The organism is Brucella anthropi ATCC 49188, from assembly GCF_000017405.1.
Classification (GTDB): Bacteria; Pseudomonadota; Alphaproteobacteria; order Rhizobiales; family Rhizobiaceae; genus Brucella; species Brucella anthropi.
On the sequence record NC_009667.1, the window covers coordinates 1,350,001 to 1,371,884 of the forward strand.

Sequence of the window (21,884 nt, forward strand, 5' to 3'; positions counted from 1 at the left end):
GATCGCGTGTGTTGTAAGGTCTTATTGGATTGATCTTGCAGCGAAGCGGTTCCAGGAAATAGCTCCTGCATATAGACCGTACCCTAAACCGACACTGGTGGACTGGTAGAGAATACCAAGGCGCTTGAGAGAACTGCGTTGAAGGAACTCGGCAAAATGCACGCGTAACTTCGGAAGAAGCGTGACCTCCATTTAGGCAACTAGGTGGGGGTGGCACAGACCAGGGGGTAGCGACTGTTTACCAAAAACACAGGGCTCTGCGAAGTCGCAAGACGACGTATAGGGTCTGACGCCTGCCCGGTGCTGGAAGGTTAAGAGGAGATGTGCAAGCATTGAATTGAAGCCCCAGTAAACGGCGGCCGTAACTATAACGGTCCTAAGGTAGCGAAATTCCTTGTCGGGTAAGTTCCGACCTGCACGAATGGCGTAACGACTTCCCCGCTGTCTCCAACGCAGACTCAGTGAAATTGAATTCCCCGTGAAGATGCGGGGTTCCTGCGGTTAGACGGAAAGACCCCGTGCACCTTTACTATAGCTTTACACTGGCATTCGTGTCGGCATGTGTAGGATAGGTGGTAGACTTTGAAGCAGTGGCGCCAGCCATTGTGGAGTCATCCTTGAAATACCACCCTTGCCTATATGGATGTCTAACTGCGGCCCGTTATCCGGGTCCAGGACCGTGTATGGTGGGTAGTTTGACTGGGGCGGTCGCCTCCTAAAGAGTAACGGAGGCGCGCGATGGTAGGCTCAGAACGGTCGGAAATCGTTCGTCGAGTGCAATGGCATAAGCCTGCCTGACTGCAAGACTGACAAGTCGAGCAGAGACGAAAGTCGGTCATAGTGATCCGGTGGTCCCGCGTGGAAGGGCCATCGCTCAACGGATAAAAGGTACGCCGGGGATAACAGGCTGATGACCCCCAAGAGTCCATATCGACGGGGTTGTTTGGCACCTCGATGTCGACTCATCGCATCCTGGGGCTGGAGCAGGTCCCAAGGGTATGGCTGTTCGCCATTTAAAGCGGTACGTGAGTTGGGTTCAGAACGTCGTGAGACAGTTCGGTCCCTATCTGCCGTGGGTGTAGGAATATTGATAGGATCTGTCCCTAGTACGAGAGGACCGGGATGGACGTATCTCTGGTGGACCTGTTGTCGTGCCAACGGCATAGCAGGGTAGCTATATACGGACGGGATAACCGCTGAAGGCATCTAAGCGGGAAACCCACCTAAAAACGAGTATTCCCTATCAGAGCCGTGGAAGACTACCACGTTGATAGGCCGGGTGTGGAAGTGCGGCAACGCATGTAGCTTACCGGTACTAATAGCTCGATCGACTTGATCACTCCCATTTACAATATCCATCAAGCGTAGCTTGATGAAAACTTTGCCCCTCACGCCTTATTCACTTCGTGAATGGCTCCGGGTGGGCGGCGCAAAGGCGCCGGCACACAGTCGTGTGCTTATTGTTTATCAGCGTTTATCGCTGATTTATCTGCACGAAAGACAACCAGCTTCTCAAATTTGTGTTCTTCGCCGACCTGGTGGTTATGGCGGAGCGGCTGCACCCGATCCCATTCCGAACTCGGCCGTGAAACGCTCCAGCGCCAATGGTACTTTGTCTTAAGACACGGGAGAGTAGGTCGCTGCCAGGTCTGCCAAGAACACAAATCAAACTATCTTCTCAAATACATACAAAACACCCATAGCGCGGGGTGGAGCAGCCCGGTAGCTCGTCAGGCTCATAACCTGAAGGCCGCAGGTTCAAATCCTGCCCCCGCAACCAAATTCCCACGAAAATACATAAATCTCTCGATCATATCCGATGTTCGTATCTTTGCGAGCTGGCTCCTTCTTCTCGCAGAAGACCGTTCGACCTAATATCGATGCACGGAAGCGAGTTCTATACGCACGCACCGCAGCGCGCTCATAACCCCAAGGGTGGGCAGCAAAAAGAAACGATCCAGCGTAACAATCCCCCGACAACGCAACCAGGCACCAGCCAAAAACCAAATCAAAACCCGCCGCAACGCGGGCTTTTTTTTGACCAAAGCAGCCTAGGCAGCTGCAAAACCTCCCCGTCCCAACCATAACGACAAACTGATCTGCTTAAGCTATCAAACAGCCTCGTTATCAAAGGAAGACAATCGTGAACCTCGATCGCTCCGCGCTGGCTGATCTCAACATATTCGTGACAATCGTACGCCGCAAAAGCATGAAAATGGCTGCAATCGAGCTCGGCGTAACAACCTCAGCTATCAGTCATCGTATGAAAAAACTGGAGGCGGATTTGGGTGTGCGATTGCTCAACCGTACCAGCCGCTCCCTCACGCCGACCGAAGCCGGTGCGGCACTCGCGACACAACTTGAAAGCGGACTGCGGACGATAGGGGAGGCCTTGGAAGCTCTGACCAGTCAGCGCGACTTTCCATCGGGGCGCATAAGGCTCAACGCGCTGCGCGATGCTGCACGACTGATCATCGCGCCCATCTTACCGCGCTATACGCAAACCTATCCCGATATGCATCTCGACATCACTATAGATGACCAGATGGTTGATATCGTCGCTGAGGGCTTCGATGCGGGGATCCGTTATGGTGATCGGGTGCCGCAGGATATGATTGGCGTTGCGCTGACCGGTCCCTTGCAATGGATTGTGGTCGGATCTCCGGCATTGATATCAAGGGCAGGGTGCCCCGAAACGCCGGACGATCTGCTCCGCTTGCCGTGTATAGAGACGAGGCTCGGGGACAATTCCCGATATGCATGGGAATTGGGGAACGGTGCTTCCTTGCGCCGGGTCGATGTGAAAGGACCGATTTGCGCCAATGAAACCGAACAGGCTGTGGAAGCCGCTTTGGGCGGGATCGGCTTTGCCTATTGTCTGGAGCCATTGGTCAAGAACTACCTGGACGCAGGTGCGCTTGAAGCCGTGCTACCGGACTGGGCTTCGGAAGGTCCGCCCCTGACCATGTATTATCCGAGCAGACGACAGGTTCCATCTGGTTTGCGACGGCTCATCGATCTCATCCGCGAAGATCAGGGCCTCGCGAAATTGGTGGTCGCTGAGGAAGTCGGATCACGTTAAGAGCCGTTGTTGATTATTCGTCATTCTTTCGTTGAGTAACACTCAGCAGATTAGCATTGCCTCGGCTCCCCTTCGGGATCAAATATGCGTCACACCTGTTATGCATGGGATCGGCGCTGTCTTCCATGCGTGGTCAAACCATTTCACTCATGGAGATGCGTTATGCATTATTCTGCAGCGGCTGATCGCTATCAGTCAGATATGATCTATCGCCGCACCGGTCGGAGCGGTATCGACCTGCCAGCGATATCGCTTGGCCTCTGGCACAATTTCGGTGGCCGGGATGTCTACGAAAACGGTCGCGCGATTCTCCGTCGCGCCTTCGATCTGGGCGTGACCCATTTCGATCTAGCGAACAATTATGGCCCGCCTCCCGGATCTGCCGAAGAAAACTTCGGTCGCATCATGACCAGCGATTTTCGACCTTATCGCGATGAGATGATTATCTCATCGAAAGCCGGTTGGGACATGTGGCCGGGGCCTTACGGTGGCATTGGCGGCAGCCGCAAATATCTGATTGCCAGTCTCGACCAGTCGCTGCAGCGGATGGGTCTCGACTATGTCGACATCTTCTATTCGCACCGTGTCGATGCCACGACGCCTCTGGAAGAGACGATGGGAGCGCTCGCGCATCTGCATCGCCAGGGCAAGGCGCTTTATGTCGGTATTTCGAGCTATTCGCCGGAACTGACGCTGAAGGCGGCGGCGATCCTGAAGGAAGAGCGCGTGCCGCTTTTCATTCACCAGCCGAATTACAACATGTTCAATCGCTGGATCGAGAATGGGCTTCTCGATACGCTGGATGAACTGGGCACCGGTTGCATCGTGTTTTCGCCGCTGGCTCAGGGTTTGCTGACATCGCGCTATCTGAACGGCATTCCGGAAGGTGCGCGGGCGAATCAGGGCGGCTCCCTGAAAGCCAGCGCAGAGAACGAAGAACTGCTGGGGCGCATCCGGGCATTGAACGTCATTGCGGAGCGTCGTGGACAGACTTTGGCCCAGATGGCAATTGCGTGGACGCTTCGCGATCCGCGCGTCACCTCTTCGCTCATCGGGGCAAGCTCGGTCGCGCAGCTTGAAAACTCTTTGGGTGCTTTGAAGGGACTGGAATTCAGTGCCGAGGAACTGGCTGAAATTGACCAGTATGCGCATGATGGCGGAACCGACTGGTGGAAGAGCTCGACTTCGCTTTGAGCGTCAAGTTTAACGAACAAAATGATAAAAGGCCGTACGCTTTGCGTGCGGCCTTTTTGCTGGAGCGCATCCCGAAAAGTGTGAAACGGTTTTCGGGATGCGCTTCAAAACAAATATTGAGAGCGCCGATCTGATTCAATCAGATCGAAATGCGCTCTAGGAATAAGATGCGGCGAAAGCAATTCACGTGGCGAGATGAAATTGCTATAGGCGAGAGGGGTTCACGGCTGGCGCACGATCCCGCGCCAAGTCTGGCCTTCGGGGGAAGTATATTCGAGAAGATGTCGCTGCGGTCTATTAAGGGCAGTTTGAAATATCCGCTGATCCGTGCGGGGCTGGAGGCTATTGCCTTTTCCGGTGCGTCGGCGCTTTTCCCTTCTGCCGGTGGGCGCGGTGTCGTCTTCACGATGCATCACGTCAAACCGGAAGATGGGACAGATCGGTCAGACCCCAACGCCATTCTTTCGATTACGCCGCAAACGCTTGAAATGGCGATAGAAGCGGCATTGGAAGCGGGCCTTGTGCCGGTGCATTTGCATGACTTGCCGAGGCTGCTTTCCGAACAAGGCAGCACCCGGAAATATGTCGCCTTCACGCTGGACGACGGTTATCGGAACAATGCAGACTTCGCGGCCCCTGTGTTTGCCAGATACAGCATTCCCTACACGATTTTCATCACGACGGGTTTCGTGGAACGCAAGCGATCCATGTGGTGGCGGACGATTGCGGCTCTGGTGACGGAGGCCGACAGTTTCCAGTTCGACTTTGGCGGCGGTGTTCTCGATGTGCGCGCAGCAACTCCGGCCCAGAAATCAGCGGCCTTTGCCCAGCTTGTGCAGTTCATGCAGTGTTTCGACGAAGACGAGGCAGTAGCCCGCATAGATGCAGCTGCACAGACGGTCGGGATCGACGCAATTTCCCTTGTCGATGAATCGGTGATGAACCCATCGGAATTGCGCGCTCTTGCGCTCGATCCGCTTGTGCATCTTGGCGCGCACACTGTCACTCATGTCAATTTACGTCGTGTCGACGACGAAAGACTGGCCAAGGAAATCGCTGACTCGACCGAATCAGTAGGAGGCTATGCTGGTTACAGGCCGCGATCCTTTGCCTATCCATATGGATGGAAGGCGGCCGTTGGCGAACGCGAGATTGGGGCGGTTTCAGAAGGCGGGTTCGATGTGGGCGTGACCACCCAGCCCGGTGTGCTGCAGCAAACAGGTGTTATGCCAGCCGCAGCGATTCCGCGTATTTCACTCAACGGCTATTTTCAGAAGAAACGCTATATAAAGGTGCTTGTTTCAGGCCTGCCGTTCAAGCTGCTCTAGCAATAGTCCATTTCCAGAAATACTGCCCTGAAACACGAAAGGCCGCCTGTCGGCAGCCTTCGTAAAACCTGATCTGGAGAAAAACTGGAGCGGGCGAAGGGATTCGAACCCTCGACCCCAACCTTGGCAAGGTTGTGCTCTACCCCTGAGCTACACCCGCTCGCGCCAGTCATTCCGGAAACCGTTCGTTTCCGTCAGGCAGGCGCTATATGGACCAACGCTCCGGAGATTGCAACAGGGAAATTTGCTTCTTTGTGCAAGATATTTTCCGGGTCCCTCCAAAGCTGTGGATGAAGTCAACGCCCGAGGCGTGTGACGCTGATCAGCGAGGCAAACAGCGCGAAGCCGGACGCGAAGAAGAGAATATAGGGTGTCGCTTCCACGCCCCATTGCGACAGCAGAAAGGCGACGAATGCCGCTCCCAGCGATTGGCCGAGAAGGCGCGCCGTGCCCAGCATGCCGCTGGCGGCACCGCTGCGTGAGCGTGGCGTGGAGGTAATCATCATGCGATTGTTCGGTGCCTGAAAGAGGCCGAAACCAATTCCGCAAATTGCCATGCGCCAGCATATATCCGGGATCGACGGATGTTCCGGCAGCATGCCGACCAGAGCAAGGCCGATGGCGAATATGATGAGCCCAAGCAGGCCCAGAATTGCCGGTGAATGCTTGTCGGACAGTTTGCCCGAAAGCGGCGCGACGATGGCAAGCGCTATAGGCCAGGGCATCATCAGGAAACCAACCTCGATCGGCCTGAAGCCAAAGACGACCTGAAAGAGGAACGGCAGCGAGATGAACGCCATCATCTGCGCCAGAAACGACATGATCGAAGTGCAGATGGAAAGCGTAAAGACGGGAATGCGCAAGAGGTCGAGCGGCAGCAGCGGATCGGCCATGCGTAGCGACCGCCGTGTGAGGAGAACAGCCGCGGTTACGCAGCCCACCGCCTGCAACAGCACGACGAAGGAACCGATTTCGTTGCCTGCACTGTCGATGGTTGTGACCAGAAGACCGAAGGTGAGCGCTGACAGGATGGCGCTGACCACGTCGAATTTGCGTACGGAGCGCTCATTCTCGGGCAGGCTTTTGAGGCCCATCACGACGGCAGCAACGCCGAGTGGAATATTGATGACGAAAAGCCACGGCCAGCTCAGGGACGATAGCATGACACCGGCAAGCGTCGGCCCGATAGTCGACGAAACGGCGACGAAGAGTGCATTGAGGCCGATGGCTGTACCGAATTTCGCCTGCGGCACCGTATAGCGCAAAAGGGCGGTGTTGACGCTCATCAGGCCTGCTGCACCCAGTCCCTGTATGATGCGGGCGAAAGTGAGCGCTTCCAGTGAGCGTGAGAAAACGCAGGCGACGGAAGCGACGGTGAACAATGCCACGCCGCCAAGATAGACACGCCTGTAGCCATAGATTTCGCCAAGTGCTGCAAGCGGAAGCAGGGTGACCACAATTGCAAGCTGATAGCCGTTGACGATCCAGATCGAGGCTGCAGGACCAGCCGAAAAATCGGCGGCAATCGTCGGGAGGGCGACATTTGCGATGGTGCCATCGATGACGGCAAGCGTCAGGCCCACCATCAGGGTTGCCCATGCCCAATAGATTCTCGGCTTGGGCAAACCGTCCGGAGCGACGGACGTGCCTTGATGGATCGCGGTTTCGTGCTTCATATTATGACCAGTATTCGGATTAATATGGCTGGCGCTTCCATGTTCGCCGGAACCGCTTCAAATGCCAAAAATAAAAACAGGTTTCCTGTAACCTTAACCCTGTTGGGAAGGTCGGCAAGTTATCTAGCCGAAAATTGCCGGACGAAAACTGTTTTCGGCCCATAAACTGGCCGAGTAACGCTATTGTGTGCCATTTTCCGCCTGAACCGGCAGTTTCATGACATGCGCATACTTGTGCGGATTGAAGCTCAGATAGAGCGGGCAGATGCTCGCGACCAGAACGAGATGCATGATCCAGCCGGAAGCAAACGAACCGGTCAGGCCATGCAGGAAAGCGGTCGCGACGGGCCCGAGTGCCGCGATCAGAAAGCCGCCGCCCTGCATCATGGCAGCCAGTGCGCCTGCTTCTTCCGGTTTGGGCAGGTGATCGAGCGATGTAATCATGGCGAGTGCGAAGCTGCCGCCGAGACCTGCGCCGCAGATCGCAGACCAGAAGAAAGGCGAAAGCTGGGGTGCCAAGGCAAGGCCTGCGAAGCCAACTGCCTGCATAGCCAATGTCAACAGCAGCCACGGGCGGCGGTCGGTACTGTGGCGCGCGACGAGCGGCAGTCCGAAAGCCGCTAGCGCCTGTGCAACAGCCATCGCCGCGACGAGATTGCCGGTGGTGGAGGCAGCAAGACCCAGCGATTGATAATAGGGCGCGAGCCAGGCGACCATGGACGAGTAGCCCGCATTGACGAGACCGAAAGCAGCCATCAGCACCCAGGTGCGAGGGCGCTGCAGCAGGTGCCCGGTTATTCCGGATTTTTTGCCCGACGATGGCGTCTCGCGGAGAATGGGCAGTGCCGTTAGCAAGGCCAGCACTGCGGGAATTGCAAGGACGGCAAGGGCGAAGCGCCAGTTATGCTGGCTGCCTGCAAGCCATGGTGTCAGCCGCGCGCCGAGAGCTCCGCCGCCCATGATCATGGCAGAATAGAGCCCGGTCACGGTGGCGATGCTCGACGGGAAATTGGCTTTGATGAGGCCGGGCATCAAGGCCTGAATCATTGCAACGCCAGCACCGCACAGAACGGCGGTTAGCACTAGCGAAACGCCGTCCGGCACAAAACCGCGCAGGAGGGAGCCTGCTGCAAGAATGGCAAGTGCTGCGAACATGCTGCGCCGGGTGCCGAACAGCAACTGGATACCCGGAGCCGCGAAAGCGCCAAGCCCCATCAGCATCATTGGCAGGAAGGTGAGTAGGGACAGCCCACCGAAACCCATGCCGGTATCGGCCGCAATATCCGAAAGCACCGGCCCCGGCGCGGTCAGGAACGGACGCAGGTTGAGGCCGATCAGGACGACGAGCGTGATGAGGGCGAGGCTTGCTGTGTTCTTGCTGCCGGTCGCCGGATGAATGGTAGTCTGCATGTTTCAGGCGCCAGTCTTCTTCTTGCTTTCCCATACTTGGTAGAGGTCAGGATCGTTTTCCGGCGGGGAATGTTCGAAACTGATGCCTGTCTGTGCGCCGAGGGGCTTGGCGAGTTCAACGGCGATTTTTGCGGTTGAAAGGCCGAAGGGTTCGGCCTGCTCATTGGAATAGGCGAAGCGGATTTTTTCAATACCCGCCATGCGCATCGCGGCAAAGCACATGGGGCAGGGCTGGCCGCTGGCATAGACTTCACAGCCGTCGAGACGTGGCGATTGCAACGTCTTGCCCGCCGCGCGCAGTGCCAGCAATTCGGCATGGGCGGTCGGATCGCAATCGGCCTGCATGCGATTGACGCCTGTGGCGATGACCTTGCCGCCCTTGACGACCACGGCGCCGAACGGGCGTCCGCCTTGTTCGACATTGTCGAAGGCGAGCCTTATGGCCTGATCGAGATATGTGCGGTCGTTGCTCATTTCGCGCCAGCCTTTTCCAGCATGGTCACCATCGGCGCAAAGCCGCGGCTGCGGGCATGCTGAAGCGGCGTGACGCCGTCATTATCTGCCAGATTGACGTCGGCCCCTGCATCAATGAGAAGCTTCACGATATCGACGTGGCGCTGGCCGCCGTCGCCGAGCATGATGGCTTCGAGGAGCGCCGTCCAGCCAAGATTATTGACGTGATCGACCTTGACGCCCGCCTCGATCAGCGTGCGCACCGTTTCGACATGGCCGCGTTCGGAGGCGGGAATGAGTGCAGTTCCGCCATAGCGATTGGTGCTCTTCAGGTCCGCACCGTGCGCAAGCGTCATCTTGAGGATTTCGAGGTGTCCGCGCGCGCCAGCATAAAGATAGGGGCTGTCCTTGATGGCATCCTTGGCATTGACGTCGGCGCCAGCATCAATGAGCGCATGGGCGACATCGACATGATTGGCATGGGTGGCCGCCAGAAGCGCCGTCTCGCCATTCTTGCCGTGCGCTTCGAGGTCCGCTCCGGTCTTGATGGCTGCATTGACCGCAGCCAGATCGCCAGCTGCTGCGGCCTGAAGAAGAGACGTTTCGGTCTGTGCATGGGCTTGGGCTGCGGCGTGGTGGCCCGGCAATGTCGGTTCGGTCATAACTATCGTCCCTGCAATCAATGCCAAGGCACTCAAGCTGAATATTGTTTGACGCATCGGCTGGTTCTCCTGCTTGTTGCGTTCATACAAGCAGGGTGTCATATTTGGAAATTAAATGTTGAACTGATATCCAGTGGGTTCATGAATACTTCTTTCAATCTCGATCTTTTGCGGGCCTTTGTGGCTGTTGTCGACAGCCGTAGTTTTACGGCTGCGGCCTTGCAGCTGCACTCGACCCAATCGACCATAAGCCAGAAGATCATGCGGCTGGAGGAAGCTGTTGGACAGGCGCTTCTGGAACGTGCCCGGCATGATGTGCGCCCGACGGATGCAGGCGAAAAGTTGCTGGGCTATGCGCGCCGTATTCTGCACTTGCATGACGAGGCGGCAGCCGCGATGACCGGCACAGCACTTGCTGCCGTGTTCCGCCTCGGCCTGCCGGAGGATTTCGCCTCACGGCTGGTTACGCCTGCGCTGGCGCGTTTCATGCGCACACATCCCAACACGAAACTCGAAGTGACGAGCGGTCTCAGCCGTGACTTGCAGAAAGGTTTCGAAACCGGTGAGTTTGACCTTGTCATGGTGAAACAAAAACGTGGCGAAACGGTTGGGACCATGCACTGGCCGGAGCCGCTGTCCTGGCTCGATAGCGCCGATTTTCCCGTTTCCCACGTTGATCCGCTGCCACTCGTCGTGTTTCCACCGAACGGGCTTTATCGCAGCGACATGACGGAGGCTCTCGATCGGGTGGGCAGGCGCTGGCATGTGGTTTTCACCAGCTCCAGTCTGGCGAGTATTCAAAGTGCGGTCGCCGAGGGGCTGGGTGTCAGCCTGCTGCCGACGCGTGTTGCGCTTCCCGGTCATCAGGTGGTGCCTGCCGCAGCAGGATTGCCGTTCGTCGAGCCGATGGAAATTGTCATCCGGCACATGGACAACGGCCCCGACCAGATCCGTCAGCTTGCCGAAATGCTGGCGGAGATTGTCGGAGACTGAGAAGGTTTCAGACAGGCCGCGGACCCGTGCTTTCCCTCGACAATTGCTTGCTCTGATTGATTGTATCGTTTCGAGTGCCTTTCACGAAATTTCCGGTCTTTCATTCTCTGTTTAATTTCTGAAAAGCACATCCGTTTTCAGATTGACTGATTTTGTATCCAGGATATTGTGTCCAGAAAAGTTGGGAGGCTTTTCTATTGGCGGCTTTTGAATGGCGCAGTCAGACCCGTTTGCTGGACGAAGTGGCAGAGGCGCTTCGGGAGCGAATCTATGCGGGCGTTTATGCGCCGGGCGCGATACTCAGGCAGGAACATATAGCAGCAGAGTTCGGCATCAGCCGGACGCCCTTGCGTGAAGCCTTGCGCGTTCTGGAGCGTGACGGGCTGGTCATTCACCTGCCAGGTCGGGGGGTGCGTGTCGCTTCTGCCGATCTCACTCGCCTGATCGATGCTTATGCCGTGCGCGAAGTGCTGGACGGTGTGGCCGCGCGCTTTGCCGCCGAGCGGGCGAGCGATGCGGATATTGCAAAACTGCGTGCGCATGTTGCGGGGCAGGGCACGGTCGTCGATCCATGGGATGCGAAAGCCTATACCCAGTCCAATGTTGATTTCCATATGGCGGTGATGAACACCGCGGGCAATGCCTCGCTGATCGCCTTCGTGCCGCTTCTGCGGATGACATCGCAGGTTTTTGCGCCTTCGTTCTCGTTGTCCGTGGACAGGGCGCGCGATGCAATCCGCGAACATGGTGCAATTGTCGAAGCCATTGCTGCACGCGACGGCGAAGAAGCCGAGCGGCTGGCGCGGGCGCATATCCGCGCCACAACCGCGAGACTGGAGGCGGAAATGCCTCTTCGGGAGAACGAAAATGAAGCATGAGAACAAGACGGGAGGAGCCGGCTTGCTCCGTTATGGCAATTTCATCGCAGGCGAATGGCAGGATGCCGTTGGCGGCGAGTATATCACGCTCCGAAATCCTTCCGACGGCAGCGATCTTGCGCTGATTGCGCGCGGCACCAAGGCTGATATCGATCTGGCGGTGGCTGCAGCCCGTAACGCGCTTTCCGGCGATTGGGGCAAGCTGACGGCGACCGAGCGCGGTCGTGTGCTGCACCGCATGTCGGAAGAAGTGCTGAAGAACATTGATCTTCTGACTGATCTGGAATCAAAGGATGTCGGCAAGCCGGTCGGCCAGGCCCGTGCCGATGTGGTGGCGCTGGCGCGTTATCTCGAGTTTTATGGCGCTTCCGCCGACAAGGTGCATGGCGACACGCTGCCCTATCAGAACGGCTTTACGGTTCTGTCTATCTATGAGCCGCATGGCGTCACGGGGCACATCATTCCGTGGAACTATCCGATGCAGATTCTGGGTCGCAGCCTTGGCGCAGCGCTGGCCATGGGCAATGCAGCCGTGGTCAAGCCTGCCGAGGAAGCCTGCCTGACCATACTGGAATTTGCGAAGATTGCCGAAAAGGCTGGTCTGCCGGTCGGTGCGCTCAATGTCGTCACCGGGCTTGGCGCGGAAGCGGGTGCAGCGCTTTCCGAACATCCTGACGTCAACCATATCTCGTTTACTGGCTCCGTTCGTACCGGCGAGGCCGTGCAGGCAGCGGCTGCGAAGAACACCGTGCCGGTGACGCTGGAACTTGGTGGCAAGTCTCCGCAGATTGTCTTTGCTGATGCCGATCTCGACCGCGCTTTGCCGTTTCTGGTCAATGCCGGTATCCAGAATGCCGGTCAGACCTGCTCGGCTTCGTCGCGCATTCTGGTTGAGCGGAGCATTTATGAAGATGTCGTGGCGCGCATGAGCGAACGCTACCGTGTGCTGAAAGTCGGCCCTGCCAGTGCCGATCCGTCGGTCGGTCCGGTGGTGTCGCAGCGCCAGAAGGCGATTGTCGAAACCTATCTCGAACTGGCGCAGGAAAGCGGTCTGGCCATTGCCGCGCAAGGCGTGCTGGCTGAAGACGCGCCGGAAGGCGGGGCCTATGTGTTGCCGACGCTGATCCGGGACGTGCCTGTCGATCATCGTCTGGCGCAGGAGGAAATCTTCGGCCCGGTGCAGGTCATCCTGCCGTTCGATACCGAAGAAGAAGCCATCGCGATTGCCAATGGCACATCCTATGGCCTCGTCTGCGGCATCTGGACCAATGACGGCGGACGTCAGTTCCGCCTCGCGCATGCCATCCATGCCGGTCAGGTGTTCATCAATAATTATGGCGCTGGCGGCGGCATCGAACTGCCTTTCGGCGGCGTCAAGAAATCCGGCCATGGCCGCGAAAAGGGTTTTGAGGCGCTTTACGGGTTTGCCTCGCTGAAGACGATTTCCGTGTATCACGGCTGAAAATAGCATTCGGGAGAATTACAGTGTCGCTTGAAGGTAAGGTCGCGCTCATCACGGGAGCAGGTTCGGGGTTTGGCGAAGGCATGGCAAAGCGCTTCGCTGATGGTGGCGCAAAGGTCGTCATCGTCGACCGCGACAAGGCGGGAGCCGAGCGCGTTGCAGGCGAAATCGGCGATGCGGCGCTGGCCGTGGCGGCCGATATTTCCAAGGAATCTGATGTCGATGCAGCAGTGGAAGCCGCTTTATCGAAATTTGGCAAGGTCGATATTCTGATCAACAATGCCGGTATCGGTCACAAGCCGCAAAATGCCGAACTGGTGGAGCCGGAAGAGTTCGACCGCATTCTCGGCGTCAATGTGCGCGGCGTTTATCTGATGACGCGCAAGCTCATTCCGCATTTCAAGGGCAATGGTGCCAAGGGCGAAGACTGCGTTATTCTGAATGTCGCTTCGACCGGCGCTGGGCGCCCGCGCCCGAACCTCGCCTGGTACAATGCCACCAAGGGCTGGGTCGTTTCCGTGACCAAGGCGCTGGCTATCGAGCTTGCTCCAGCAAAGATTCGCGTGGTTGCACTGAACCCGGTTGCCGGTGAAACGCCGCTTCTCACCACCTTCATGGGCGAAGACACCGAGGAAATCCGTAAAAAATTCCGCGATTCCATCCCGATGGGCCGCCTGTTGAAACCCGACGATCTGGCTGAAGCGGCGGCTTTCCTTTGCTCGCCCGCTGCCTCTATGATTACCGGGGTTGCGCTCGACGTGGATGGCGGGCGTTCGATTTAAAAAAGAGACGAGGGGAGCCAAAGAGGAACAATGGGTAAACTGCTGAAAGCCGGGCTGATAACAGCCGCGATGCTGGCATCGATCAACGGTGCATTTGCAAAAGATACGCTGGTGGTTGGCGAAGTACTGGAACCGCCGGGCCTCGATCCGACGGCCAATGCCGCCGCCGGTATCCGGCAGGTTACCTATGCCAACCTTTATGAAGGTCTGGTGCGCATTGTCGAAGACGGCACGGTGAAGCCGCTTCTGGCTGAAAGCTGGACTGTTTCCGACGACAAGAAAACCTATACGTTCAAGCTGCGTCAGGGCGTGAAGTTTCATGACGGCACGCCGTTTGACTGTTCGGTCGTGAAATTCTCCTATGAGCGCGCTGTCGCGCCGGATTCCACCAATGCGCAGAAGGGCCTGTTCGCGCCGATTGAAAGCACGCAATGTCCTGACCCGGCGACCGCCGTTGTCACGCTGAAGCGCCCGACCTCGAATTTCCTGTTCAATATGGGCTGGGGTGACGCGGTCATGGTCGCGCCGAATTCGGCTGCCGACAACAAGACCAAGCCTGTGGGCACGGGTCCGTTCAAGTTCAAGCGCTGGGTGCAGGGCGACCGCGTCGAACTAGAGCGCAACCCGGATTATTGGGGTGAACCTGCAAAGCTTTCCGCCGTCACGTTCCGCTTCGTGAGCGATCCGTCGGCTGCTGCGGCTGCCATCCTTGCCGGTGACATCGACGTGTTCCCGATGTTTCAGGCGCCGGAGCTTATCAGCCGCTTCAAGAGCGACGACAAGCTGCAGGTCGAAGTGGGCGATACGGCAGGCAAGGTGCTGCTGTCGCTCAACAATGCCAAGGCGCCTTTCGATAATGTGAAGGTTCGTCAGGCGCTGGCTCATGCCATCGACAGCAAGGCGCTGATCGAAGGTGTTTATTCAGGTTTCGGCACGCCCATTGGCTCGCATTATGCGCCGGTCGATCCGGGCTATGTCGATCTGTCGGAAACCTATCCGTATGATCCGGCCAAGGCGAAGCAGTTGCTGGAAGAGGCTGGCGTTCCGACTGGCACATCGATCACCATCACGCTTCCACCTCCGGCCTATGCACGTCGCGGCGGTGAGATCATTGCGGCCATGTTGGCGGAAGTTGGCATTCAGGCCAATCTCGTACCGATCGAGTTTGCACAATGGCTGGATCAGGTGTTCAAGCGCTCGGATTTCGATGCGACGATCATCGCGCACACCGAAGCGCGCGATCTCGATATCTATGCCCGCGACAAATACTACTTCAACTATAACAACCCGGAATATAAGGCGCTCTACAAGGCCTATGCCGAGGCTGGAAGTGATGAGGAACAGCTCGAACTCGTGAAGAAGCTGCAGGAAAAACTTGCTGCTGACGAGCCGAATATCTTCCTCTATGCACTACCGAAAATCGGTGTGTGGAACAAGAATGTGAAGGGTCTGTGGAAGAACATGCCGATTCCGGCTGACGACCTGACGCAAGCCTATTGGGCTGAATAACAAGGTTCGCCCCGTCGTTTGCTCGGCGGGGCGGTTTTACGCGAATGGCCGCGCACCCCATAAAGATAAGGGGAGGGCGTGCGGCGAGTTGGAATGTGGAAAGCGGATATCCGTCTTTTCAAGGAGGTCGCTTTGCTGGCTTACATATCCGGGCGATTGGTTTCGCTCCTGCTTACGACGCTTGCGGCTTCCGTCATCGTCTTTCTGCTGATGCAGGTGCTACCGGGGGATCCGGCGGCGGTGATCCTCGGTATCAATGCGCAACCTGAAACGCTGGCAGCACTTCACAAGCAGCTCGGCCTCGATCAGCCACTCTGGTGGCGTTATCTCGAATGGATTGGCGGTTTTCTGAAAGGTGATTTCGGAACGAGCTATACTTATTCCGTGCCGATCAGCGAACTGCTCGGACCACGCATTATGGTCACGCTGCCGCTGGCGCTTTTGTCCATGGTGCTGTCCGTTGCTGTTGCCATTCCTGTTGGCGTCTATGCGGCGTCCAAGCGTGGCAAGACCGGTGATGTGCTTTCCATGGGCGTGGCACAGGTCGGTGTTGCAATTCCGAATTTCTGGCTCGGTCTTCTTTTGATCCTGTTCTTCGCCTTGCAGCTCGGCTGGTTTCCGGCTTCGGGTTTCGCCGGATGGGAGAATGGTTTCTGGATAGGGATACGCTCACTTTTTCTGCCTGCGCTGGCCCTTGCCTTGCCGCTTGCTGCAATTCTGGCCCGCGTAACCCGATCTGCCGTCATTGAAACGCTGGGTGAGGATTTCGTGCGGACTGCGCGCGCCAAGGGGCTCACACGTAACGCAGCACTCTGGCGTCACGCAGTGCCCAATGCACTGATCCCGGTTGTCACCATCATCGGCCTGCAATTCTCCTTTCTGCTGGCAGGAACCATCATCATCGAAAATGTCTTCAATCTGCCCGGCCTTGGAAGGCTGGTGTTTCAGGCCATCGCGCAGCGCGATCTCGTCACCGTGCAGTCACTGGTGACGCTGCTTGCCGCTTCGGTGATCGCGGTCAATTTCATTGTCGATCTTGTCTATGGCTTCATCGATCCGCGCCTTTCGACGGGAGGCAGCCGATGAGTGAAACGCAGACTCTCCCGAAACCGGGTGTGTTCAAAACAGTGCTGCTGAGCCGCAGCCTGGCTGTCGGTACACTGATCACAGTCATCCTCGTCGCGATGGCCGTCATCTCCTATGTCTGGACGCCCTATTCGCCGACCGCCATGAACTTCCGTGACAAGTTGCAGGGTCCGAGTTTCAGCCATCTGTTCGGCACGGATAATTTCGGGCGCGACGTGTTTTCCATGATCATGGTCGGCGCTCGCAATTCGATTGCCGTTTCCATCATCGCCGTGTTGGTCGGTGCGGGCATTGGCATACCGCTTGGGGCTTTCGCGGCTGCACGTGGCGGCATGGTGGACGGTTTCGTCATGCGCATGACCGATCTGGCCTTTGCGTTTCCGGCGCTTCTTACCGCTGTCATCATTACCGCGATTTTTGGCCCCGGCGCCGTCAATGCCATGATCGCCATCGGCATTTTCAATATCCCGGTGTTTGCGCGCGTCACGCGTGGCGCATCACTGGGCCTATGGAAGCGCGAATATGTGCAGGCTGCGCGTTGCGCCGGGCGTGGCGACGTGGCAATCACGCTTTTGCATGTGCTGCCCAATATCAACCATGTGCTGATCGTGCAGGCGACGATCCAGTTCGCACTCGCCATCGTTGCCGAGGCGGGCCTTTCCTATGTCGGGCTTGGCACCCAGCCGCCGATGCCAAGCTGGGGCAAGATGCTCAACGATGCACAGACCTTTATCTATGACGCGCCATGGCTCGCCATTTTCCCCGGCCTTGCCATCACGCTCGCCGTACTTGGCCTCAACATGCTGGGTGACGGATTGCGCGATGTGCTTGATCCGCGCGTCAGGAGGCAGAGATGACAACACCTTTGCTTGAAATGGACAATATGTCCGTTGAATTGCCTATCGGTCTCAAGGTTGCGGATATCGTGTCCGATATCACGCTGACGCTCAATCGCGGTGAACGCCTTGGTGTGGTGGGTGAGTCCGGCAGCGGCAAGTCGATTACCGCCCTTGCTGCCATGGGTCTGCTGCCCGATCGGATGCGTGTGCGCGGCACGTTGCGTTTCGACGGGGAGAATCTGGCAAGCAAGCCGGAAGCGGAACTGTGCAGGATGCGCGGACGGCGCATGGCGATGATCTTTCAGGAGCCTATGACGGCGCTCAATCCGGTCAAGACCATAGGTGCGCAGATTGCCGAAGGTCGCCGTCTGCATTTGGGCGAAAGCCGGGCCGATGCGGAGCGGAAGGCGCGCGAGCTTCTGGATCGCGTGGGGCTGCCTGCGCCGCGCTTTAATCTCGATCTTTACCCGCACCAGCTTTCAGGCGGACAACGCCAGCGCGTGATGATCGCCATGGCGATTGCCTGCGAGCCTGATCTGCTGATCGCCGACGAGCCGACCACCGCGCTCGACGTGACCGTTCAGGCGCAGATTCTCGATCTCATGGATGAGCTGATCGACGAAACCGGCACGGCCCTGATGCTGATTACGCATGACCTTGGCGTGGTTTCGGAAATGACCGACCGTATTGCGGTTATGTATGCGGGCCGCATCGTTGAGACCGGGCGCACGGAAGCCGTCTTCCATCGTATGGCGCATCCTTATGCAAGGGGACTGTTCCAGGCTTCTCCGCATGGGGCAGCGCTTGTGCGCAGCCATGGCACGGGACGCCAGCGCCTTGCCGCCATTCCCGGCGTGGTGCCCGATCCGCTGGCGCGTCCGCCCTATTGCACCTTCGCCGACCGCTGCGCCTTCGTGCAGGACGATTGCCGAAAGGCGATACCGGGGCTGGATTTCATCGCTGAGAATGACGGCGTCGCGCATCGCGCCGCCTGTATTCACCCGCGAGACGGCGAGGTGGTGTTATGAGCAACATGATTTTGCAGGTGCGCGATGTGGTGCGCGAATATCAATTGCCGCGCGCATCATTCTTTTCACGAACGAGCGCGTTGCGCGTTCTGCATGGTGTGAATGTCGAGATCGAAGCAGGCCAAAGCCTTGGCATTGTCGGTGAAAGCGGTTCCGGAAAATCCACGCTGGCTCGCGCCGTGATGGGGTTGGAACGCCCGCAATCGGGGCAGATTCTCATCAACGGTCAGGATATCTACGCGCTGGATCGCTCGGGCCTGCGTGAGGCACGCAAGGGCTTTCAGGCGATCTTTCAGGACCCCTACGGTTCTCTTGATCCGCGCCATACGGTCAAGCGTATCATTTCCGAGCCGATTGTTTCGCTGGAGCGTGGCACAAACGCCAAAGAACGTGACGACCGCGTGGCTGAAGTGCTGGAAGCGGTTGGGCTGCCCAAGGCTTCGGCGGAAAAATATCCGCATGAGTTTTCCGGTGGGCAGCGCCAGCGCATTGCCATCGCGCGCGCCCTGATCACCAAGCCGGCGCTGATCGTCGCCGATGAGCCGGTTTCGGCACTGGACGTTTCCATCCAGGCGCAGGTGTTGAACCTGATGATGGATTTGCAGGAGAAGTTCGGCCTTTCCTATCTTTTCATCAGCCACGATTTAGGCGTCGTGCGCGCCATCACCGACCGCGTGGCTGTCATCTATCGCGGGAATATCGTTGAGCAGGGGCCAACGAATGAGGTCTTCGACAATCCGCGGCATGATTATACGCGCGCGCTGGTTGATGCCGTGCCAAAGCCTTTCTCCGGTCGCCGCAAGCGCGTGCGGCGATCCGATGCCACACTGAAATTGCCTGAGTGATTTGAGGAAATATCCAATGTCGAATCTCGCCGATTTGTCAGCTGTTGAACTCGTGTCCGCCTATAAGACGAAGTCGCTTTCGCCGGTCGAGGTCACGGAAGCCGTCATCACCCGTATCGAAGCCTATGAGCCGAAGCTCAATGCACTCTGGGCTTACGATCCGGATGCGGCGCGGGTTTCGGCAAAGGCTTCGGAAGCACGCTGGTCGAAGGGGGAGCCCGCCGGACCCATCGACGGGGTGCCGCTGACGATCAAGGAAAATATCGCGACCGAGGGAACGGCGGTTCCGCTTGGCTGCGCAGCGCTGCCGCTGAAGCCTGCCGTCGCCGATGCCCCGCCTGCGGCGCGCACCCGCGAGGCTGGCGGCGTGCTGCTCGCCAAGACCACCATGCCCGATCTCGGAATGTTGTCGTCGGGCCTGTCGAGCTTCCACAAGCTTGCGCGCAATCCGTGGGATTTGAACACCAATCCGGGTGGATCGAGCGCTGGTGCGGGCAGCGCCGGTGCGGCCGGTTATGGTCCGTTGCATATCGGCACTGATATTGGTGGCTCCATCCGCCTGCCTGCGGGTTGGTGCGGTCTTGTTGGCCTGAAGCCGTCCTTCGGGCGTATCCCGATCGATCCGGCCTTTCTTGGTCGCGTTGCGGGGCCTATGACCCGCACGGTTGCCGATAGCGCGCTTTATATGTCGGTTCTGTCGAGACCGGATCGCCGCGACGGCATGAGCCTGCCCCCGCAGGATATCGACTGGATGAACCTCGGTATCGATGTAAAGGGCTTGAAGATCGGCCTTTGGTTGGATGCCGGTTTTGGCGAAGAAGTTGGCGAAGAAACGAAAGCTGCCGTGGAAGCATCGGCAAAGCTTTTTGCCGATGCTGGTGCGATCATCGAGCCGGTTGCACCATTCCTCAATCGCACCATGATCGACGGTCTTGATCGTTTCTGGCGCGCACGTTCCTGGTCGGACATCAAGAAGATGACGCCGGAAAACCGTGCGAAAATCCTGCCTTATATCTATCAGTGGACAGAGACGGCGGAAGGGCTTTCCGGCGAGGAAGTCTATCTCGGCTTTGCCCAGATGGACGCCATGCGCAATGCAGCACTTGCAGCTTCCAAGGGCTTCGACTTCATCATTTCGCCTACCTCGCCGATGGCAACCTATCCGGCGGAATGGGCCTCACCGGTCAACGATCCGCAGCGCCCATTCGAGCATATTGCTTTCACCGTGGCGATGAACATGTCGGAACAGCCGGCGATTTCGATCAATTGCGGTTACACGTCGACAGGACTGCCCATCGGCCTGCAGATTTTCGGCCAGCGTTTTGATGATCTGGGTGTGTTGCGCCTCGCCAAGGCATATGAAGAGATGCGGCCAGCGCAGCGCTCCTGGCCAGTTCTCTAGATTTCGCCTCTGGCTGCCTGCAAATGGCGTCGCTCTGCGCTTCCGGTGTTCATGTATGTTAAGTACACTCCGCTCCGGTTCTCGAGTGCCACCATTTTCGGCTACCCATAGATGGAATCACTCGCGTTGCGAGAAAAAGGCGATTTCAAACCGCCTTTTTATTTCTTCGGGCGAAGCGGCGCACGTTCCTTGTAACGGTCCATGGCGGTGAGCTTCTGGATCAGCGGATCGGCGTCGCGCCATCTATAAATCTCGGTGCGCAGATATTCGAGTTCAGCTTCGAGTTCCTCTTCGCCGATTTCCGTCCACCATGATTTTGGACGTCCATCTGTGCCATCCGACCAGCGATAGCCACGCGTCTTCAGGTGGTCTTTCATTTCGAACGGACTGTTCTCTGCATAGACACGCATCCGCGCGCGCTGGCTTGCCTTCAGCAATTCGGCAAAGGGCGTGGTGTCGCCAGACTGTTCTTTCAGTACCGCGAGCAGGGCCTGACAGTCATCTTCGGCCCGATGGCCATTATGGAAATAGCCGCTTTGGCCGATCAGGTAGCCAAGCTTGGTGCCTTCAAAACCGCGTGCGGTCCAGTCGATCTCCTTGACCGAACAGGCCCAAGGCTTGTTAGCGAAAGCGATTGAGAAACGCTCGAGAAATGGGCGGTCAAAACCGGCATTATGCGCGATAATGATGTCGGCTTCGGCGATGAGCGCATCCAGCTTCTCGCGCGGGATCGTCTGGCCCTTCACCATGTCGTCGGTAATGCCGGTGATGCGGGTAATGTCAGCGGGTATTGGCTTGGATGGCTGCTGCAGCGCACCGAACGTGGCGCAGACATCACCAATGGAGCCGTCATCCGCATAGCGGAAAGCAACGGCACCGATCTCGATGATTTCTTCCTGCGCGGGATTGAGGCCGGTCGTTTCCGTGTCGACGACGACGCCCAGTCGCGGAAAGGCGATCCGGTCGGCATCCGGTACTGTCGGTGGTGGATCGAGCCGCTGCAGGATGCGGTAACGTCCGCTGTCTTTCAGGCGCTGCACCATTTCCGCTTCATCGATGCCGGTCGTCTTGCCGGGCTTGGCGCGGGCAGGGCGCAGTTCTGCCCGTTCCTCTCCTTCCGCAGGGGAAAGAGCAAAAAGGTCGAACTGATGGCGCATGGAACTTCTCCGCATGGGGGAACGAGTTTGGCAAAGAATGCCATTTTGCGGTGCTGCAACCAAGGCCGCAATCGTATAAGTAACAGGTAATCATCCTG

General features: G+C 57.8%; 18 protein-coding genes, 2 tRNA genes and 2 rRNA genes (1 of these 22 running past the window's edge). 16 read left to right on the forward strand and 6 right to left on the reverse strand.

The features are described 5' to 3' along the window. The 6 genes from OANT_RS06580 to OANT_RS06605 form a co-directional block, all read left to right on the forward strand. Window positions 1-1,340, forward strand: a 23S ribosomal RNA gene (locus tag OANT_RS06580) (it extends 1,567 nt beyond the left edge of the window). Between the two features lie 194 nt (window positions 1,341-1,534). Further along, window positions 1,535-1,649: ribosomal RNA gene (rrf, locus tag OANT_RS06585) — 5S ribosomal RNA — on the forward strand. A 54-nt stretch (window positions 1,650-1,703) separates the two neighbouring features. Then, window positions 1,704-1,780 (forward strand) — tRNA-Met (locus OANT_RS06590). Window positions 1,781-2,143: 363 nt separating this feature from the next. Next, window positions 2,144-3,082 (forward strand): LysR family transcriptional regulator, encoded by a 939-nt coding sequence (locus OANT_RS06595; RefSeq protein WP_012091381.1) that lies wholly within the window; start codon window positions 2,144-2,146, stop codon window positions 3,080-3,082. A 162-nt stretch (window positions 3,083-3,244) separates the two neighbouring features. Beyond that, a complete protein-coding gene (gene mgrA, locus OANT_RS06600; protein WP_040129103.1) occupies window positions 3,245-4,276 on the forward strand; it encodes an L-glyceraldehyde 3-phosphate reductase in 1,032 nt (343 codons plus the stop codon). Window positions 4,277-4,557: 281 nt separating this feature from the next. Beyond that, on the forward strand, window positions 4,558-5,604 hold the full coding sequence (locus tag OANT_RS06605; protein ID WP_012091383.1) for a polysaccharide deacetylase family protein: 1,047 nt from the start codon (window positions 4,558-4,560) through the stop codon (window positions 5,602-5,604). An 85-nt stretch (window positions 5,605-5,689) separates the two neighbouring features. On the opposite strand, the gene OANT_RS06610 is transcribed toward OANT_RS06605, so the two are convergent. From OANT_RS06610 to OANT_RS06630, 5 genes are all read right to left on the reverse strand, one after another. After that, window positions 5,690-5,764, reverse strand: a tRNA-Gly gene (locus OANT_RS06610). 136 nt (window positions 5,765-5,900) lie between these two features. Beyond that, a complete protein-coding gene (locus tag OANT_RS06615) occupies window positions 5,901-7,280 on the reverse strand; it encodes an MFS transporter (protein ID WP_012091384.1) in 1,380 nt (459 codons plus the stop codon). Window positions 7,281-7,460: 180 nt separating this feature from the next. Continuing rightward, the gene (locus OANT_RS06620; protein ID WP_012091385.1) at window positions 7,461-8,690 is read right to left on the reverse strand and encodes a cyanate transporter; all 1,230 of its coding nucleotides are present in this window, start codon (window positions 8,688-8,690) and stop codon (window positions 7,461-7,463) included. 3 nt (window positions 8,691-8,693) lie between these two features. After that, on the reverse strand, window positions 8,694-9,164 hold the full coding sequence (locus OANT_RS06625; protein WP_012091386.1) for a nucleoside deaminase: 471 nt from the start codon (window positions 9,162-9,164) through the stop codon (window positions 8,694-8,696). Then, complete coding sequence (locus OANT_RS06630; RefSeq protein WP_012091387.1) at window positions 9,161-9,805, reverse strand: ankyrin repeat domain-containing protein; 645 nt, start codon at window positions 9,803-9,805, stop codon at window positions 9,161-9,163. Before OANT_RS06630 ends, OANT_RS06625 begins: the two co-directional genes overlap by 4 nt. A gap of 141 nt (window positions 9,806-9,946) precedes the next feature. Here OANT_RS06630 and OANT_RS06635 point away from each other — a divergent pair, with 141 nt between their 5' ends. From OANT_RS06635 to OANT_RS06680, 10 genes are all read left to right on the forward strand, one after another. Next, a complete protein-coding gene (locus tag OANT_RS06635; RefSeq protein ID WP_012091388.1) occupies window positions 9,947-10,798 on the forward strand; it encodes a LysR family transcriptional regulator in 852 nt (283 codons plus the stop codon). A gap of 197 nt (window positions 10,799-10,995) precedes the next feature. After that, the gene (locus tag OANT_RS06640) at window positions 10,996-11,676 is read left to right on the forward strand and encodes a GntR family transcriptional regulator (protein ID WP_012091389.1); all 681 of its coding nucleotides are present in this window, start codon (window positions 10,996-10,998) and stop codon (window positions 11,674-11,676) included. Continuing rightward, window positions 11,666-13,138, forward strand: coding sequence for an aldehyde dehydrogenase family protein (locus OANT_RS06645; protein WP_012091390.1), 1,473 nt, complete (start codon window positions 11,666-11,668; stop codon window positions 13,136-13,138). The genes OANT_RS06640 and OANT_RS06645 overlap by 11 nt, the downstream gene beginning before the upstream one ends. Window positions 13,139-13,161: 23 nt before the next feature. Then, a complete protein-coding gene (locus OANT_RS06650) occupies window positions 13,162-13,920 on the forward strand; it encodes an SDR family oxidoreductase (RefSeq protein ID WP_012091391.1) in 759 nt (252 codons plus the stop codon). A gap of 30 nt (window positions 13,921-13,950) precedes the next feature. Further along, a complete protein-coding gene (locus OANT_RS06655) occupies window positions 13,951-15,429 on the forward strand; it encodes an ABC transporter substrate-binding protein (protein ID WP_012091392.1) in 1,479 nt (492 codons plus the stop codon). 132 nt (window positions 15,430-15,561) lie between these two features. Next, window positions 15,562-16,515: an ABC transporter permease gene (locus OANT_RS06660; RefSeq protein ID WP_040130064.1), complete on the forward strand. Its 954-nt coding sequence runs from the start codon at window positions 15,562-15,564 to the stop codon at window positions 16,513-16,515. Continuing rightward, complete coding sequence (locus OANT_RS06665; protein WP_012091394.1) at window positions 16,512-17,372, forward strand: ABC transporter permease; 861 nt, start codon at window positions 16,512-16,514, stop codon at window positions 17,370-17,372. Before OANT_RS06660 ends, OANT_RS06665 begins: the two co-directional genes overlap by 4 nt. Then, the gene (locus OANT_RS06670) at window positions 17,369-18,382 is read left to right on the forward strand and encodes an ABC transporter ATP-binding protein (RefSeq protein WP_012091395.1); all 1,014 of its coding nucleotides are present in this window, start codon (window positions 17,369-17,371) and stop codon (window positions 18,380-18,382) included. The genes OANT_RS06665 and OANT_RS06670 overlap by 4 nt, the downstream gene beginning before the upstream one ends. After that, entirely contained in the window at window positions 18,379-19,227 is an 849-nt protein-coding gene (locus OANT_RS06675) for an ATP-binding cassette domain-containing protein (RefSeq protein ID WP_012091396.1), read from the forward strand. The genes OANT_RS06670 and OANT_RS06675 overlap by 4 nt, the downstream gene beginning before the upstream one ends. A gap of 16 nt (window positions 19,228-19,243) precedes the next feature. After that, the gene (locus OANT_RS06680; RefSeq protein ID WP_012091397.1) at window positions 19,244-20,629 is read left to right on the forward strand and encodes an amidase; all 1,386 of its coding nucleotides are present in this window, start codon (window positions 19,244-19,246) and stop codon (window positions 20,627-20,629) included. Window positions 20,630-20,787: 158 nt separating this feature from the next. Here OANT_RS06680 and OANT_RS06685 read toward each other — a convergent pair whose 3' ends face one another. Next, entirely contained in the window at window positions 20,788-21,786 is a 999-nt protein-coding gene (locus tag OANT_RS06685) for a 3'-5' exonuclease (protein WP_012091398.1), read from the reverse strand. Window positions 21,787-21,884: the final 98 nt, after the last annotated feature.

What these genes read in the sequence shown, in the direction of transcription:
- mgrA (WP_040129103.1), top strand. Translation starts at nt 3,245, where the DNA reads ATGCATTATTCTGCAGCGGCTGATCGCTATCAGTCAGATATGATCTAT.
- OANT_RS06605 (WP_012091383.1), top strand. Translation starts at nt 4,558, where the DNA reads ATGTCGCTGCGGTCTATTAAGGGCAGTTTGAAATATCCGCTGATCCGT.
- OANT_RS06615 (WP_012091384.1), bottom strand. Translation starts at nt 7,280, where the DNA reads ATGAAGCACGAAACCGCGATCCATCAAGGCACGTCCGTCGCTCCGGAC.
- OANT_RS06620 (WP_012091385.1), bottom strand. Translation starts at nt 8,690, where the DNA reads ATGCAGACTACCATTCATCCGGCGACCGGCAGCAAGAACACAGCAAGC.
- OANT_RS06625 (WP_012091386.1), bottom strand. Translation starts at nt 9,164, where the DNA reads ATGAGCAACGACCGCACATATCTCGATCAGGCCATAAGGCTCGCCTTC.
- OANT_RS06630 (WP_012091387.1), bottom strand. Translation starts at nt 9,805, where the DNA reads ATGACCGAACCGACATTGCCGGGCCACCACGCCGCAGCCCAAGCCCAT.
- OANT_RS06635 (WP_012091388.1), top strand. Translation starts at nt 9,947, where the DNA reads ATGAATACTTCTTTCAATCTCGATCTTTTGCGGGCCTTTGTGGCTGTT.
- OANT_RS06645 (WP_012091390.1), top strand. Translation starts at nt 11,666, where the DNA reads ATGAAGCATGAGAACAAGACGGGAGGAGCCGGCTTGCTCCGTTATGGC.
- OANT_RS06655 (WP_012091392.1), top strand. Translation starts at nt 13,951, where the DNA reads ATGGGTAAACTGCTGAAAGCCGGGCTGATAACAGCCGCGATGCTGGCA.
- OANT_RS06665 (WP_012091394.1), top strand. Translation starts at nt 16,512, where the DNA reads ATGAGTGAAACGCAGACTCTCCCGAAACCGGGTGTGTTCAAAACAGTG.
- OANT_RS06670 (WP_012091395.1), top strand. Translation starts at nt 17,369, where the DNA reads ATGACAACACCTTTGCTTGAAATGGACAATATGTCCGTTGAATTGCCT.
- OANT_RS06675 (WP_012091396.1), top strand. Translation starts at nt 18,379, where the DNA reads ATGAGCAACATGATTTTGCAGGTGCGCGATGTGGTGCGCGAATATCAA.
- OANT_RS06680 (WP_012091397.1), top strand. Translation starts at nt 19,244, where the DNA reads ATGTCGAATCTCGCCGATTTGTCAGCTGTTGAACTCGTGTCCGCCTAT.
- OANT_RS06685 (WP_012091398.1), bottom strand. Translation starts at nt 21,786, where the DNA reads ATGCGCCATCAGTTCGACCTTTTTGCTCTTTCCCCTGCGGAAGGAGAG.